We start from the raw sequence: 16,092 nt of genomic DNA on the forward strand, positions 1-16,092 counted from the left end.
TTTTAATAATTGTTTTTAACTAAATAACAAATGATTACAATTCCTGAATTTGTCTAATCATTTGATTGGTAAATCCCCATTCGTTATCGTACCAAGCCATTACTTTTACCAAATCGCCATCTACAACTCTGGTCATTTCGAGATCTACCGTTGCTGCAAAAGTATTTTTAATAATATCCGAAGAAACCAATTGTTCACTGCTGACATCCAAAACTTTCTGATATCTCGGCGTTTTAGCTTCTTCTGTTAAAACGGCATTAATTTCTTCTACGTTGTCGCTCTTTCGGTTACAAAAGTAATATCCGAAATAGAACCAATTGGCACTGGAACTCGTACCGCAATGCCATCAAATTTACCGACAAACTCAGGTAACGCCTTTGTAACCGCTACTGCTGCGCCAGTTGCTGCTGGTGCCGAATTAAGTCCGGCTGCGCGACCCATTCTTGGTTCTCTTTTTGAAGGTGCATCTACCAAAGTTTGAGAAGCTGTGTAAGCGTGAGTTGTATTTAGAATTGCTTTTTTGACACCGATACGTCGTCCTAAAATTTCTATAATTGGTCCAATATTGTTTGTTGTACAGCTTCCGCAAGAAAAAATGGCAACTTTACCTTCTTCTGTGTTAACACCGTGAACAATCGTTGGCGTATCTTTTGTCGGACCTGAAATAACTACAAATTTAGCGCCTGCATGAATGTGTTTTTCAGCATCTGGTTTATTGGTAAAGAAACCAGTGCTTTCAATTGCGACATCAACATTCAGGGATTTCCACGGAAGTTCAGCTGGATCTTTAATTGCGGTATACTTTATTGCTTTCCCGTCAACAAAAATCGTGTCGTCTTTAAACGTAACTTCTTTTTCATATTTGCCATAAACACTGTCTCTCTGAAGCAGATAAACGGCATTTTCGATGCTCATTAGATCGTTAATTCCTACCACTTCCATTTCAGGCGTATCGGTAATAATTTTTAAGGCTGCACGACCGATGCGTCCAAAACCATTGATTGCAATTTTTTTCATAAATATATATTTAAATGATATCCAAAAAATAAAGTGTAACCGTTGCTCCATAAACAATAGCATTCCTTTTCAGTAAAAGCGTGTTGATTTTTTCATTCCAAGCTTTTCCTAAAAAGCCGCCCAAAATAGAGCCCGCAGTCATGACAAGAGCAAAAGGCCAGAAAATCAATCCTGACCAAATAAAAATGAGTACTGCAATTCCGTTATTCACAGCTATTAAAATCAGACTTACTCTCTCTAAAGTCTCGTTGTTTTTGATACCGTAGAAACGGAATAAAATAAATAACAGCATTCCCATTCCAGCTCCAAAATAACCTCCGTAAATTCCTAAAACAAACAATGAAATCAATTTTACAGGCGTACACTTAAAACTTGTTACTAATTGATTATCAGAATTAAACAAGTTAAATATACGATTATAAAACGTAAAAAGAATCCAACTGCCTAACAATAAAAAAGGGGCAATCGTTTCGAACACTTTATGTGAAAACACAATTAAAAGAACGGCTCCCAAAATTCCTCCCAAAGTACAGGCAGAAAGCATATAATTAAAATGTGTTTTCGAAATTTCTCCTGTATTTTTTATCTTTTTTGAAGAAGCAACAAAACCCGACAAGAGAACAATCGTCGTAGTTGCTGTTCCTTGTACAGGCTGTATTCCTCTAAAAATCAGACTTGGAAAAATAATAAACCAACCACCGCCAATAGTTACATTGACAGCGCCGCCAATAACGGCCATCGCAAAAAGAAATAAAAGTTCCAGATAGGTATTCATATTATCTTCAATCTAAAGTTGTTTCGTTATGGTTCGAAAATCATTTGAATTCCCTGTCTTTTTCTTCGATTTCCAAATCGTTTATACTTGCAAATCGTCTAGCCATTAAGCCATTTTCATCAAATTCCCAGTTTTCATTTCCGTACGCTCTAAACCATTTTCCCTCTTGATTTTGATATTCATACACAAACCGAACTGCAATTCGATTATCAGTATGTGCCCAATATTCTTTCTTTAGTTTATAGTTGAGTTCTCGCTGCCATTTTCCTGTAAGAAATGCGACAATCTGTTCGCGTCCGTTAATAAATTCGGATCGGTTACGCCACTCGCTGTCAACGGTATAAGCTTGAGAAACACGTTCTGGATCTTGGCTGTTCCAGGCATCTTCAGCCAGCTGAATTTTTACTAATGCGGTTTCTAAAGTAAATGGCGGTAATGGATATTTTTTTTCCATGTTGATTGTCTTTGTCTTATTTTGAAACTTTTCTATCCAAGAAATCTTCAATCAGCTCGCCTATTTCTGCTCCGTAACTTTCTAAAGCAAAATGTCCTGTTTCAAAAAGATGAAATTCTAGATTTTTTAAGTCTTTTTTGAAAGCTTCTGCTCCTACACCCGGAAAAATATAATCGTCTTTTCCGTAAACAATTAGTGTTTCTGGCTGGTATTTTCTGAAATATTCCTGAAATTGAGGATATAACGTTACATTGGTTTGGTAATCATAAAACATCGCCAATTGAATTTCGTTATTTTCTGGTCGCTCCAAATGTCTTAAATCAATTTCCCAATTGTCTGGAGAAATAAGTTCTAGATTTGGAACATTGTGCGTGTACTGCCATTTTAAACCGTCCGGACTATGAAAGCCTTGCAAAGTGTTTGCGGCTTCTTTGTTGTTGATGTCTTTCCAATACACTTTAAACGGATCCCAGAAAGTTTCTAAACCTTCTTCGTATGCACAACCGTTTTGAATGATTAAACTGTCTATCTTTTCTGGATTCGCAATGGCAATTCTAAAACCAATCGGCGCACCGTAATCCATTAAGTATAAACTGAATTTTTGAATGTCTAATTCTTTTAAAAGCTGCGTCATGATCGTCGCCATATTTTCAAACGTATATTTAAATTCGGCAATTGGCGGCTGTTCACTTCTTCCGTAACCAGGATAATCTGGCGCGATTAAATGATATTTATCTGATAAGTCGTTTATCAAATTTCTAAACATGTGAGACGAAGTTGGATAACCATGCAGCAATAACAAAGTCGGCTTTTTCTTGTCTCCGGCTTCTCTGTAGAAAATTTCAACTCCGTTGATTTTCTTTGTGTGGTAAGTTGTTTTCATAGGTTTAATTTTATTGATTAATTTTTAAAGTTTAAATCTTACAATACAAATATGCAACACCTAAAAATCAATACATTAAACACATTTTCCCGATGCTTTAACGATTTTTCCTTCATCTGAAATTTATTGCTGAAACTTAGAAATTATTCGATGCAACACGACTTCTTTCCCGATATTGAAGCGGTGACAAACCTTCTTTATTTTTAAAAAATCGACTGAAAGTTTGAATGTCTTCATAGCCCAAATCATAGGCGATTTCCTTTATGGATTTTGTGGTGTGGTAAATCTGTTTTCGCGCATGCACCATGATTCTTTCGTGAATAATATCAATCGGTGTTCGGTCTGATAAAGACGAAAATAGATTTGATAACGTTTTGGGAGATTTATTGAGCTTTGAAGCATAAAAAGCAACGTCATGATGTTTTGCAAAATAGTTTTCGACCAAAAATCTAAAGTCTCTCAAAAGATCTGCTTCTTTCTCGCCTGCAATCGTTTTGTTTTCTTTTTTTAATTTTCTGGCGCATAGAATAATAATTCGTTTTAAAATTGATTGCAGCATTTCATATTGCAGATTGTCTTTGGATTTCATTTCAATGCAAAAAATATCCCAAGAGTTTTCAAAAGCATCCAATTCATTTTCTTCAATAGATAATATCGGAACGCTGGTTACATTAAAAAACAAATCGCCTTTTAGACTATTCTCAATTTCTAAACCGATATGATTAATAAAAGGAAGATTGAATTTTATCAATCTTGCTGACTCAAAACTGGCATCTTCAATTTTATGATGATTGGTGAGGATGATAATATCATTTTTAGATAGTTTGTAGTCAATTTGATTCACGATAATACGTGTAGCATTTCCTCTATTCCAGACAAAAGTCATGTCTGTTGAGCCTGTGTCAAAAGTTTTTTCTTTACTGGATTTGGTAATCTCGGTAACTTTTAAAAACTCGAGAGTATTGTTTTCGTAAATCATGATAAATTGCTTTAAGGTATTTTGTTTTTGTCAACAATAGCATAAAGCCAAAATACATACCAAAGAACATTACTAATGAATATCAGTCTTTTGAATAATAGCAAGCCTTGTAAAGTCTCGATATAAGAGAAAATACAAGGATGATGTCGAAATATCGAGACTGTTTATAATCAAAAAAGCAGACTCAATTTAGTAACTTAGCGGAACATTTTTAATTGATTAACTTTAAAATGAGTTTCTATGATAAATTTTCGATTATTGGTTTTGCGAACAGACGATCAGAAAAGGCTGGCTGATTTTTACAGCCAATTTGGACTTACGTTTGATTATCATCAGCATGGAAATTCTCCTTTTCATTATACCGCAGAAATCGATCAAATGGTTCTCGAAATTTATCCTTTAGAAAAAAATCAGACAAAACCAGATACCAGTTTACGTCTCGGGTTTTCAATTGATCATTTTGATGATGTTGTTAATAATTTGAAAGAAAATGAAGTTCCTTTTCAAATGCAGCCTAAACAAACTGATTTTGGTTTTATGGCGATTATTATTGATCCTGATGGAAGAAAAGTGGAACTTTATAAAAATTAGAAGGTTTTACATTTACTGAACAAAAAATCCAAAACCTTTTAAAAATAAATTAGTACAGAAAAAAAATGGAACTTAAATTCAGCCACATCGATATTTTAGTAAAAGATCTGGAAGAAGCATGTGCTTACTATTCTAAAATATTTAATGCCGAAATTTCAAAGAAATTTGAATGGAAAAGAAACGAACTTCATGTGGTCTATGCGGTTGTAAAAATGGGTTTAGAACGTTTTATGCTTGTACAGCCTTTTTCTGGAAATCTTAAAGACTTAATGGATACTAAAGGTGAAGGAACTATTTACAGACACTGCTACTCTACTATTAATATTGAAACTGCTTTTGATGAATTGACAGCAAGCGGTGTGCAGCCAGAAGATGAGAATGGAAATCCTTTATCTAGAGAAGATTTGAGTTCTCCAAGCGGCGTTAAAATTATCTGGCTTCCGAAACGTTTTGGCGAATTTTCTATCGAAATATTAGAAGAAAATAGTCTTAACCACTTTATGATTGATGCTTTTTCTAAATCTTAACTTTCATTAAAATGGAATATCAAAAATTTGTGGCAACAATAATTGATCTTAAGAATAAAGATTTAGAATTTAGGGAAATACTTATCGCTGCTAAAAAATTGGGCGAAGGATATAATGCAGAAATGGAAGTATTACATAACCAAAATGCTGCAGTGCTAAATGAAATAATCGATAAAATTGGTTATCCGACAATTGATAAAGTGGGCAAAGAAGCTAGTGAAGCAGCTTGGCTTGTAATTCAACATGCAATCAGCAAACCTGAATTTATGAAAAAATGCCTGAAATTGTTAGTAAAAGCTGTTAATGAAAATAAGGCCTCTGAAATCAATCTCGCTTATCTGACGGACCGAATAGCTGTTTTTGAAGATAAACCACAGCTTTACGGAACTCAATTTGACTGGGATGAAAATGGATTGTTAAGTCCGAATACTTTTGATGATTTTGAAAGTGTAAATCAAAGAAGAAAAAGGATCGGTTTGAACTCGCTTGAAGAACAGACCGAAAATATCAGGACGCGTGCCCAAAACGAAAATCAATTCCCTCCAGAAGATCTTGAAATCAGAAAATTTGAAATTTATGAGTGGAAAAAAAGAGTCGGCTGGATTATCTAAAGCAGATGAATTTACTAGAAAAACAAATACGGCTTCTTATTCAGAATACCGTATTTATCAAACTAATCAAAATAAAAATTATATGCTTCCTTTAACTTCCCCGCAGGTCAGCATATTTTTGGGATAATAGGGGTTTTTAATTTCTTTACTGTCGCTTGTCCAGACTGCGCCTGTCATTGGGCAGACTTGTAAATATAAAGTTGCATCTGCCGCTTTAAATTTTGATGCCTGATCCCAGTACTTAACAGAAAGTGTTTCAAATATTTTACGCTGTTTATTGATATTTTTTGTAGCGGTAAGCTGCGAAGCCAACTCCATAATTTCTCTTCTTGACGTTGTTGCTTCGTTCATTTTTTCAAGGGACAGCTTTTTAAACTTGAAGTTTTTTAATGAGTTTTTCAACGCTTCTGCATTTTTAACCACAGCAAGACTGTCAGAAGTCAAAAAACTGTTTTTAAGAGCCAGATAATTTTTTGTGATTTCCTTTTTTTCTGTCTCGCGTTTTGCCACCTGTTCTGGAAGCACTTCTTCTTTTGAAGTTAATTGAGCATTAGCGAACGCGCTTAGGAGAATTAACGTTATAACGAATATTTTTTTCATGATGTAGGTTTATCTAATTTGGTGATGATTTTATCTATTTCTAATAAAATACTTTCGTAATGATCTTTGTTAAATCCTGTTGCAGCATTCATCGATTTGGTAACTTCTGTTTTTAATTTCAAAAGATGCTGTCTGCCATATAATCTAACATCGCTTCGTTGTGCTGCATTTAAAGCTTTTCCTGGTTCTACTTCCTTAGGCAATAACAACATTCCTAATTTTTCAATATAACCGCGTTGTAAACTGCGTCTGTAAAAATCTTGTTTTTCGTTGCCGCTGAATTTTACCCAAACTGTCTGCTGCAAATCGTTTAGAAATTCTGGAACCGTATAAGCTCCTTCTGACTGCATTGCTTTTAGACTGATGTTGTAAAGCATTCCAGAACTTAAAAGCATATTTAAAACCTGATTCTGCTGATCTGAAATCTGCTCTGCCGCTTTTAGCGGAACAAGCTGCTCTATTTCCTGTGGATACATCCAAAGAGGTGCCTCAAACAATTGTCTTCCTACATATCCTATTGCTGCTTTTACTTTAGCTTTTGGAACTGGCTGGTAAACAATACCTTTTTCATCAACAGTTCTTTTGGTTACGTAACTATTACCAATATTTTTTAATACGTGATACAAGTATCTTGAATATTGCCCCACAACCGCTTTATGCATATCTGACAAATTATCGTAAGCATCGTTTGGCTGATACGTCCACTGAATAAGATTTGGAACTACTCGTTTTAAATTTTTAATTCCATAGTCGCTTGCTAATACAGAATCATCCCCAAGATCTTCTGACTGACTGCGCGGGTCTTCGTCTTTACCTTCGCCTCCAAACCATAATTTAGGATTAGCGGTTAAGCTGTCTGTTGTTAATTTTGCAAGGATTGTTTCTTCTTCAAATTCATCTTTGGCATTTGGATAATAATTATAACCCCATTTTACGGCCCATTTATCGTACATTCCAATACGTGGATAAATGCCTTGCGGACTAATATTATCTTCTGGCTGTGCTACGTAATTAAAACGGGCATAATCCATAATCGAAACGGTGTGGCCGTTTTCTTCTACCCATTTTTTATCTCTAAGTTTTTCTACCGGAGTAGCGCTGCTGGCTCCCATATTATGACGCAGACCAATCGTGTGTCCGATTTCGTGCGAAGAAACAAAACGGATTAATTGTCCCATTAAGTCATCATCCAAATGCATTTTTCTAGCTCTTGGATCTAAAGGTCCCGCCTGAATCATGTACCATCTCTGCACTAATTTCATCACGTTATGATACCATCCAACATGACTTTCTATAATTTCACCACTTCTCGGATCGCTGATTCTTGGTCCATAAGCATTTGGTGTTTCAGAAGCAAGATATCTTACTACAGAATATCGTGCATCTTCTAAGCTCATTGTTTTATCGTCTTCCGGCCATTCTTTACCAACTATTGCATTTTTAAAACCAGCCGCTTCAAAGGCTTTCTGCCAATCGTTGATTCCTGCAATTAAATACGGTCTCCATTTTTTTGGCGTTGCTGGATCAATATAATAGACAATTTGCTTTTTCGGTTCAACCAATTCGCCTCTCAAATATTTTTTGATGTCTTTGTCTTTTGGCTCTAAACGATAACGCTGTACAATAAATTTCTTCTGCGCTCTTTGTTCGTCATCGTCAAACAGCACATATTTATTAGCAAAATACCCTACTCTTTCATCAAATAAACGCTTACGCATCGGCGTTTTTGGAAGCAGTACAATTGAAGTATTTAAACGCAATGTTATACTGCCGCTGCTTGAGGTAGAACTTGTATACGTTTTTGTTGTTTTTACTTCAATATTAATTGGATATGAATCGATATTTTCGATAAAAGATTTGTCGTCGGCAAGAGACGTTAGTTTTTTTTCTGTTTTCTCTTTGCTTTCTATAGCAAACATGGCATTGTCTTTCTTAAAAACATCGGTTACATCAATAACCAACGCTTTTGTGTCTGGATTGGTTGTTTTGATTGGAAAAGCCGCTACAATCGGGTTTTCATTACTGTTTGCCAATGCTTTTGCAAGCATAGATTCAGACGAGCGAACATCTTGCCTGTATTGTAATGATCTTAGATAAACAGTATTATTTGCTCCTTTTTCAAAATAGATAGTCTGCTCATTTGCTTTTTCACCGCCAAAAATCCCTATTCCTTCTGGAGTAGAAAGATATCGCGTTACAACCAGCATATATCGATTAAAGAGACTGTCTGGAATTTGAAAATAATACTTAGTATCCACCTGACTTACAGTAAAAAGCCCAGCTTTGTTTTTGGCTTTGTCTGTAATAATCTTGTTGTAAGGCTGCATGCCTTTTGGCTGTGTACTTGTACTATCTGCCTTTTTTTCGGGAGTTTGAGCAAAACCATGCTGCTGTCCGGCAGTCAGCATGATTAGTAAAATAAATAGTTTCTTCATTGGAATTAAAACGGAACTTTTTCGTCTGTGTTTAATGTAAGTTTTGGATTTTTTTGCAGAACAGACAATGGAAATGGAATAATGTATAATCTTGAGCCCGGCTGTAAAGTATATGTTTTCTGCGGAACTGTTTTGTTTACAATCGGAAATACTCTTGTTAGAGTTTTTGCATACTCAGACTCCGTATTTAATCTCTTTAAATCAAAAAATCGATTAAATCCTAAAAGCAGTTCTTTTCTGCGTTCATTAACTACCAATTCCATAGTTTCTTTTCTGGTTGTTGGAACGGATACATTTACCGTGCCAGACAAAATACGTTTTGCTCTTAATGTATTTAAGACTCCAACGGCTTCTGTAAATTTATTTTCTCTTGCATAACATTCTGCCAGCATTAAGTATACTTCTGTGGTTTTCATGCCTACTGTTGGATAGAAAAATCTGGTGTATTGTGTTGCCCAATAAGCGGTATTTGAACCTTGATCAAGATTGGTTGTACTCGTAGAATTAAAGAATAAATTAAAACGAGCATCATTTGTACCGAATAAATTTCTCAATTCTGGACTTATAATATAACTCTGAGCAAAATTCATTTCGTTATACCCTGTCATGTACATATAACTCAGTACTTCTACGTTATTTGCTGCAGGAACAGCCAATGCCGTTGGTCCGCCTTGTGCATTGTAAGCCACTAAGTCGAATATCTGATTATTGTAGCTAAGTGATTTTTCTGCTGCTGCCTGCGCTTGAGCAATTTCACGCTTAAACAAATGAACTTTGGCTTTAAAAGCATAGGCAAATGCCAACGAAGGATGATAAACATCTAATGGCTTTTCCTGAAGATACGGCAGCGCTTCTTCAATATCTTTTTGAATAAAAGCATAAACCTGCGCTACAGTAGATTTTGAAGGCTGTGCTTCTAAATCAAATTTGTCCATAATACAGATTCCTCCATCGGTTGAAGCAGTCTGCGGATCGTAACCTTTTGCATACGTATTTATTAATAAAAAGTGATCGTAAGCTCTGTAAATTTTAGCTTCGGCTTTTGCCAATTGCTTGACGTTTTCATCTCCTTTACTATTATCAACTAATGTAATAATGGTATTCCATCTGTTAATATAAGTGTAAGCCTGGTTGTAAAAACTCGAACCTGTTAATAAAGAAACGCGGTCTACACTTTCGTCAAAAGTAAAATTAAGGATATCGATGTTTGGTGTTCTTCCGATTACATTGGCTTCTCTCATCCATTGATCGTCTGACAAATACTGAAAGTTATTAATGGGATAACCTCTATTTGGAAGGGAAACCATTTCATAAAATTGTGCCGCCGTTTCAATAACCAAAGATCCTTTTGGAGTAATATCGGTATACTCTTCGCAAGCTGTTACGCTAAGCATCAAAGCCGATAGCAGTGTTATATATATCTGTTTCATTTTTTAAAGTGTAAGATTAAAGCCGAATAAATAAGTTCTTGGCGATGGTAAATTACGTGTACCGATATTTGCTGAATACACTTCAGGATCAATACGATTTCCTGCTGCACTCCAATACCAAATATTATTTACCTGAAAAGTTAATTTTGCTGATGACAATTTGATTTTGTTTGCAAAGCTTTTTGATAAATTATAAGCTAATGAAGCATTTCTAAGTTTAATGTAATCGCCATCTACAACATTTGCAGTTGAATTTCTCCATTGACTGCTGATTGTTCCTGCATAATTTCTAACACTTTCGTCAAAATCTACATACAAACGGGTATTGTCATTTCTATTAGAATCGGTGTAACGATCTGCAATTCCATTAAGTGTTACAGCATCTGTACTCATATCCATAGTTTCTTTACGCATTACATTTCCTCCTGAAAAGACCAACAAGAAATTCAGGTCGAATTGTTTGTATGAAAAACGTTGTGAAACTGAACCCGTGTAAGTTGGCGTTAAACTTCCCATGTTTACAAGAGCATCAGGATTTGTAATAGTTTTAATCGTAGTTCCGATCGGGTTTCCGTTGTTGTCAAAAGTAATTGACGGATTACCGTTTTCATCCAAAACATAAGGATACCCGTTTACAGTTCCTCCGTATTGGTACGCATACAAACTATTATAAATATCATCTTCCTTGAAATAATCTGTTGGTGAACCCACATAAACCGATGCAGAAGATTGAGCTCTTGTTACTTTTTTTACAGTTGTTCTGTTGAATGCTAAAATTAAATTAGAAGCAATTTTAAAATTACCATCGTTATACCATTCAGAACCAAAGTTGAATTCTATACCTTTATTTTGCAAAGCTCCTGCATTAATTCTCCTTGTCGTAGCACCAACTGTAGGGTCTAAATCTGTTGTAGCCAATAAGTCACTGCTGTATTTTCTGTAAACATCAATAGTTCCGTTTAATTTATTTCCAAACAAGCTAAAATCTACACCAACATTGGTTCCTTGTGTTTTCTCCCATCTAAGCATTGGATTTGGCTGCCCGGTAACATTAATGTATTGAAGCGACTGATATAAATTGTCATTTCTTCTAGTAGCGGTTACATAAGGTGTTGTACTTTGATCTACGTTTCCGTTAACCCCAATAGTAGCTCTCAGTTTAAGTGTATTAACCCATTTTATTTCTTTCATGAATTCTTCACTGCTGATATTCCATCCTAAACCTGCAGACCATAAAGGGCGGTTTTTATATTTAGGATCAACTCCAAACAAATCGGCTCTGTCTACTCTGTAACTTCCTGTTACGTTATATTTAGATAAAAAAGTATAACCTAAACTGCTGAATACAGAGAAATAACGATGCAAAACTTCCGTCTGTGTTCTTGATGGCGCTGCCAATGTTCTGTTATTTCCGTAAATATAACTTGCGACTCCTGTCTGACTAAGAGAAAGCGTATTAAGCGTTGCCGAAGTAAGCGTTACAGGATCATAACCGTATCGAATTTGTTCTATATTTCTAGGAATAAACGTTTCGCGCATTTCCATACCTGCAAGTGCATTTACCGAATGCTTTCCGTCTGCAAAATCCTGATTGTAATCTAATTGATTTCTAAAAGAATAATTACTTGCCTGACTGTTCCATTGTTTGTATCGGCCTCCTGAAGAAAAACCATCTACATATGTATACGCATTTGTTGTTGGGTTATATCCCGTTAATGCATTAATTGCCATACGCATTTTATAAGAATCAACAGAGTAATATTGCTCATTATCGTTTTTCCTTACTTCATACTGAAATTGTGTATTAAAACTCAATCCTCTCCAAATCTTAGCACGAATATTGGCAAATGTTCTTAAACTTAGTGAGCTTTGTTTTGTAATACCATTATTAAGTTCGTCTAAAACATTAAAACTAGTTGATTTAAAACCACTTAATCCAGCTAATTTTTCTGCTACAGCAGGATTAATAATAGCTCCAGAAGTAAAGCCGTCGCTAATACCTACAAATGGAGACAATACATGATTTCCGTTATCATCTGTAATGCGTTCGTATCTTTTCTGAATATCTAATTTATTGTAACTATCATCTGTAACATCATCGTTGCTGTAAGTTCCGTTTATTCCAAATGTCGCATTTAACCAGTTGTTTATCTGAAAACTGCTTTTTGCATAAAGATTAAAATTTCGACTCTGATTATTTACAATACGATTTTGAGATTGGTCATAATTAAGCGATACATACGTATTTTGTTTACTTGTGCTTCCAGAAAAGGCAACATTATAACGCTGTCTAAATTCTTTCTGCCATACATTATCTCGGTAATCTTTTACAAAATCATTTTTTCTCCATTGACCAATAGTAGCATCATAATCTGAACTGTTGATTTTACCTTCCTCCAAATTCCTATTAAGCTGATAAAGCGGACTATAATACTTCATACTGCTGTTTCCAATATCGCCGTAACTGTTGAACATAGTAGCGGTATTGGCATATCTAGCTCTTTCTCTGTTATAAACCGCTTGTTCATAATCGATTATATCGCTTGTAGAAGCATAATTCAAATCTCTTAAATTTGGTTTATCAGCAATAAAAAAATCGGAGTTTAATGTTACCTTCAATCTTCCATTTCCTTTTTTGGTAGTTAAGACAATAATACCATTGGCAGCACGCGAACCATAGATAGAAGCTGCTGCTGCATCTTTAAGAACATTGACACTTTCGATATCATACGGATTAATTTCGTCTAAAGTCAATTCAGTTGGCAAACCATCGATTACTATAAGCGGACTATAACCAACCGTCAATGTAGAAAAAGTTCCCATACCACGTAAAATTGGTGTGTCTGCAGAAGCTCCGGTTGGATTTTTCTGATACATCAAACCTGAAACACGTCCTTCTAGTGCGGTCATTAAATTACCATTGATATTTTCGTTTAAGGTTTTTTCATCAACTTTAGCAATAGAACCAGTAAAATGCTCTCTGGCAATAGTTTGATAACCTGTAACTACAACCTCTTTCATTGTAGAAATTTTGTCTTCTACAACAAGAGTTAAATCTGTACGTCCGCTTATGCCAAAAGATTTTTTCTCAATAGTTAATCCAGAACATTCTAGAATGGCATTTGGAGACACTTTATCAAGAGCAAAACCTCCGTCAAAATCGGTTATACTTGTTCTGTTTGTTCCTGCAATAGTAACGGTAACACCCGGAAAAGGTTCATTTTTATTATTTAATACTTTTCCTCGGATGTCGATTAGGTCGTTTCCCCGCTCTTCGGTTTTTGAAGCAGTTACCACTATAGTTTGATTAGTAAGCGTAAACTTTACATTTTGATTTCTAAAAACCTGACTTAAAGTTTCGTTCAGAGACGAATTCTTAACATTAATGCTCACAGGCTTAGCATCTTTAAGCAGTTTTTGAGTATAAAAAACTTCGTAATTCGCTTGTTTTCCAATTTCTTTTAAAACCTTTTCGAGAGGTGCGTCTTTAAAATTAATTGTGATATTCTGCGCTTGGCTTGTAAAACCACAAAGCAATAATACCATGCTGATCAGCCATAAACGATTCGAAAAATTACATTTCGGAATCTTTTTCTTCAGTTTTTTGTAAGGTTTTTTTGGTTGTAAATTTAATTTCATACATTTACATTGGTTATAGTTAAACAATAGGTGGACAACTTATACTGGGCTATACACTTTTATAACAACCAGGAGTATCGCAACTACTTCTGGTTTTTTAGTTTATAGACTCAATATAATCGGGTAAACTTAAAATTTAGGGATACACAATAATTGTTTTTCCTTCTACCTTAAATTTTATATTACTAAGCTCAAGTACTTTTAATACTTCAGATAAATTTTTATTTCTAAAGGTACCGCCGTTAAATCTCACATCCGAGACATCGCCGCGATATTCTACTTTAATTCCGTACCAGCGTTCCAGCTGTTTCATAACCGATTTTAGGTCGGCGTTATCAAATTTAAATCGGCCGTTTTTCCAAGCAATTGCAGCTTCTGTATCCACTTCTTTTATTGAAATTTTAGCAGTGTTATCAGAAACACCAGATTGCTGACCTGGTTTTAAAATTGCTTTTTGATCTCTAGAAGTAACGGCAACACTTCCTTCTAATAAAGTAGTTTTTACAACCGACTCGTTATCATAGGCATGAACATTAAAATGAGTTCCTAAAACCTCAATAGACTGTTTATCAGATTTTACAATAAAAGGTTTCGATTTGTCTTCGGCAACTTCAAAATAAGCTTCTCCATCTAACTCTACAATTCTTTTACTGCCATTAAATTGCGTTGGATATTTAACCGATGAAACTGCGTTAAGAAAAACTTTGGTTCCGTCTGCCAAAACAATATTATACTGTCCTCCAGTTGGTGTCGAAAGTGTATTGAATGAATTCTCGTCTTCTTCTGAAGTGTCCGCATTTGGATTTATCACATAAGTAATCACGCCGTTGGCATCTATTTTAATAGTCACCTGGTCCTGATCTCCTTCTTTTGCAATTGTATCTTTTGAAGTTATATCAGACAAAACAATTTGTTTTCCGTTAGAAAGCGTTAAGATTCCTCTATTTCCACCCGGAGCAATTTCGACTGGTTTCGCAGCAACCTGAATATTTTGTTCTTTCTCTGATTTTGTAAAATAGAAAATTCCAGTACCCATTAATACCGCAATCGATGCAGCAACAGCAACGCGCGGCCAAATACGAATCACTTTCGGTTCTTGGTGTAAGGGTAATTTCGATTTCAAATAGTCGTAACTATCTTCCAGCTCGTATTCATTAAGTTGTTGATTACTATTAGAAGCTTTATGTAAATACCAAGCTTCTAATTTATCTTTTTCTTCATGAGATAAAGTGCCTTCCTGATATTTTTGCAGCAGTGTTAAGAATTCTGTTTGATTCATAAATTACAATACGAAATTTTTGTCCCGTTTTAAATAAGACAGTTATAAAGGGCTTTTGTCATAGACAAAAACAAAAAAAAATTAAAAAAAGATTATTATATCGTTAACAAAACAAAAGAAACGATGCTTTCTATTTACAAATGAAGCAGTTACAAAAAGAAAATATTTCAAAAATTAACAAAAAGAATTACAATAATTCATCAAACAAAAACATGCATTAGAGATTTTAGTTTTTCTCTAAGAATTTTTACTGAATTATAGACTTGTTGTTTCGCTGTTTTATCGGTAATATTTAACTGATCTGCAATTTCATCATACGAAAGCTCTTCCACTTTTCGTAATAAAAAAACTTCTCGCATTTTTTCTGGAAGTAAAGCGATCTCTTTTGCAATAATTGCTTCTAATTCTTTTTCTCTAAGATTAGAATCTGCAAACGCATAGTCAATTTCGATAAAATCTGAAAAAGAATCGGCATAACGAGAAACCACATTTTCGTGAGCGATATGATTGAGGACACGGTTTTTTACCGCTTTGTATAAATAAGAAGAAAATGATCCTGTAATATTTAACTCGTGGCGTTTGTTCCAGATAGTCAAAAATACTTCTTGAACCACATCATTCGCTTCATCCTGACTGCCTAGAATTTTATAAGCATGATTAACAAGAAGTCGTGAGTATCTTTTGAAAATTTCTGTATAGGCCAATTGATCATCTTTCTTGAGAAGATTTAACAAAATAAGATCAGTATATTGGCTGTAAAGAGACATTAATAAAACAAGGTGAGTATCAAAAATGCAATATTACTCATTTTTTGCTTTAAAAACCAAAAGGCAATCTATAAAACATTGCAGATAGTTCAATGATTTTTTATT

13 protein-coding genes and 1 pseudogene are annotated in these 16,092 nt (G+C 34.7%); 3 read left to right on the forward strand and 11 right to left on the reverse strand.

The window, feature by feature from the left end; all coding sequences use genetic code 11:
* Positions 1–34 precede the first annotated feature (34 nt).
* From ACFSC2_RS22510 to ACFSC2_RS22530, 5 genes and pseudogenes are all read right to left on the reverse strand, one after another.
* Positions 35–1,080: pseudogene (locus tag ACFSC2_RS22510) on the reverse strand (type I glyceraldehyde-3-phosphate dehydrogenase).
* Entirely contained in the window at positions 1,028–1,792 is a 765-nt protein-coding gene (locus tag ACFSC2_RS22515) for a sulfite exporter TauE/SafE family protein (protein ID WP_379813347.1), read from the reverse strand. The pseudogene ACFSC2_RS22510 and the gene ACFSC2_RS22515 overlap by 53 nt, the downstream one beginning before the upstream one ends.
* A 40-nt stretch (positions 1,793–1,832) precedes the next feature.
* Positions 1,833–2,246 carry a nuclear transport factor 2 family protein gene (locus tag ACFSC2_RS22520; RefSeq protein WP_379813348.1) on the reverse strand — a complete coding sequence of 138 codons (414 nt, stop codon included), beginning with the start codon at positions 2,244–2,246 and terminating at the stop codon, positions 1,833–1,835.
* Positions 2,247–2,262: 16 nt separating this feature from the next.
* Entirely contained in the window at positions 2,263–3,129 is an 867-nt protein-coding gene (locus ACFSC2_RS22525; protein ID WP_379813349.1) for an alpha/beta fold hydrolase, read from the reverse strand.
* A 136-nt stretch (positions 3,130–3,265) separates the two neighbouring features.
* Positions 3,266–4,108 (reverse strand): AraC family transcriptional regulator, encoded by an 843-nt coding sequence (locus ACFSC2_RS22530; RefSeq protein ID WP_379813350.1) that lies wholly within the window; start codon positions 4,106–4,108, stop codon positions 3,266–3,268.
* A gap of 240 nt (positions 4,109–4,348) precedes the next feature.
* On the opposite strand from ACFSC2_RS22530, the gene ACFSC2_RS22535 reads away from it, so the two are divergent.
* From ACFSC2_RS22535 to ACFSC2_RS22545, 3 genes are all read left to right on the forward strand, one after another.
* A complete protein-coding gene (locus tag ACFSC2_RS22535) occupies positions 4,349–4,699 on the forward strand; it encodes a VOC family protein (RefSeq protein ID WP_379813351.1) in 351 nt (116 codons plus the stop codon).
* 65 nt (positions 4,700–4,764) lie between these two features.
* The gene (locus tag ACFSC2_RS22540; RefSeq protein ID WP_379813352.1) at positions 4,765–5,226 is read left to right on the forward strand and encodes a VOC family protein; all 462 of its coding nucleotides are present in this window, start codon (positions 4,765–4,767) and stop codon (positions 5,224–5,226) included.
* Positions 5,227–5,237: 11 nt separating this feature from the next.
* The gene (locus tag ACFSC2_RS22545) at positions 5,238–5,837 is read left to right on the forward strand and encodes a DUF6624 domain-containing protein (protein WP_379813353.1); all 600 of its coding nucleotides are present in this window, start codon (positions 5,238–5,240) and stop codon (positions 5,835–5,837) included.
* Positions 5,838–5,915: 78 nt separating this feature from the next.
* Here ACFSC2_RS22545 and ACFSC2_RS22550 read toward each other — a convergent pair whose 3' ends face one another.
* From ACFSC2_RS22550 to ACFSC2_RS22575, 6 genes are all read right to left on the reverse strand, one after another.
* Positions 5,916–6,437, reverse strand: a complete 522-nt coding sequence (locus ACFSC2_RS22550) for a DUF3347 domain-containing protein (RefSeq protein ID WP_379813354.1) — start codon at positions 6,435–6,437, stop codon at positions 5,916–5,918.
* Positions 6,434–8,872: a zinc-dependent metalloprotease gene (locus tag ACFSC2_RS22555; RefSeq protein ID WP_379813355.1), complete on the reverse strand. Its 2,439-nt coding sequence runs from the start codon at positions 8,870–8,872 to the stop codon at positions 6,434–6,436. The genes ACFSC2_RS22550 and ACFSC2_RS22555 overlap by 4 nt, the downstream gene beginning before the upstream one ends.
* Before the next feature lie 5 nt (positions 8,873–8,877).
* Complete coding sequence (locus ACFSC2_RS22560; protein ID WP_379813356.1) at positions 8,878–10,302, reverse strand: RagB/SusD family nutrient uptake outer membrane protein; 1,425 nt, start codon at positions 10,300–10,302, stop codon at positions 8,878–8,880.
* A 3-nt stretch (positions 10,303–10,305) separates the two neighbouring features.
* On the reverse strand, positions 10,306–13,941 hold the full coding sequence (locus ACFSC2_RS22565) for a SusC/RagA family TonB-linked outer membrane protein (RefSeq protein WP_379813357.1): 3,636 nt from the start codon (positions 13,939–13,941) through the stop codon (positions 10,306–10,308).
* A gap of 136 nt (positions 13,942–14,077) precedes the next feature.
* Positions 14,078–15,220, reverse strand: a complete 1,143-nt coding sequence (locus ACFSC2_RS22570; protein ID WP_379813358.1) for a FecR family protein — start codon at positions 15,218–15,220, stop codon at positions 14,078–14,080.
* A gap of 200 nt (positions 15,221–15,420) precedes the next feature.
* Positions 15,421–15,987 carry an RNA polymerase sigma factor gene (locus ACFSC2_RS22575; RefSeq protein WP_379818714.1) on the reverse strand — a complete coding sequence of 189 codons (567 nt, stop codon included), beginning with the start codon at positions 15,985–15,987 and terminating at the stop codon, positions 15,421–15,423.
* Positions 15,988–16,092: the final 105 nt, after the last annotated feature.

The organism is Flavobacterium artemisiae, assembly GCF_042678225.1.
GTDB lineage: Bacteria > Bacteroidota > Bacteroidia > Flavobacteriales > Flavobacteriaceae > Flavobacterium > Flavobacterium artemisiae.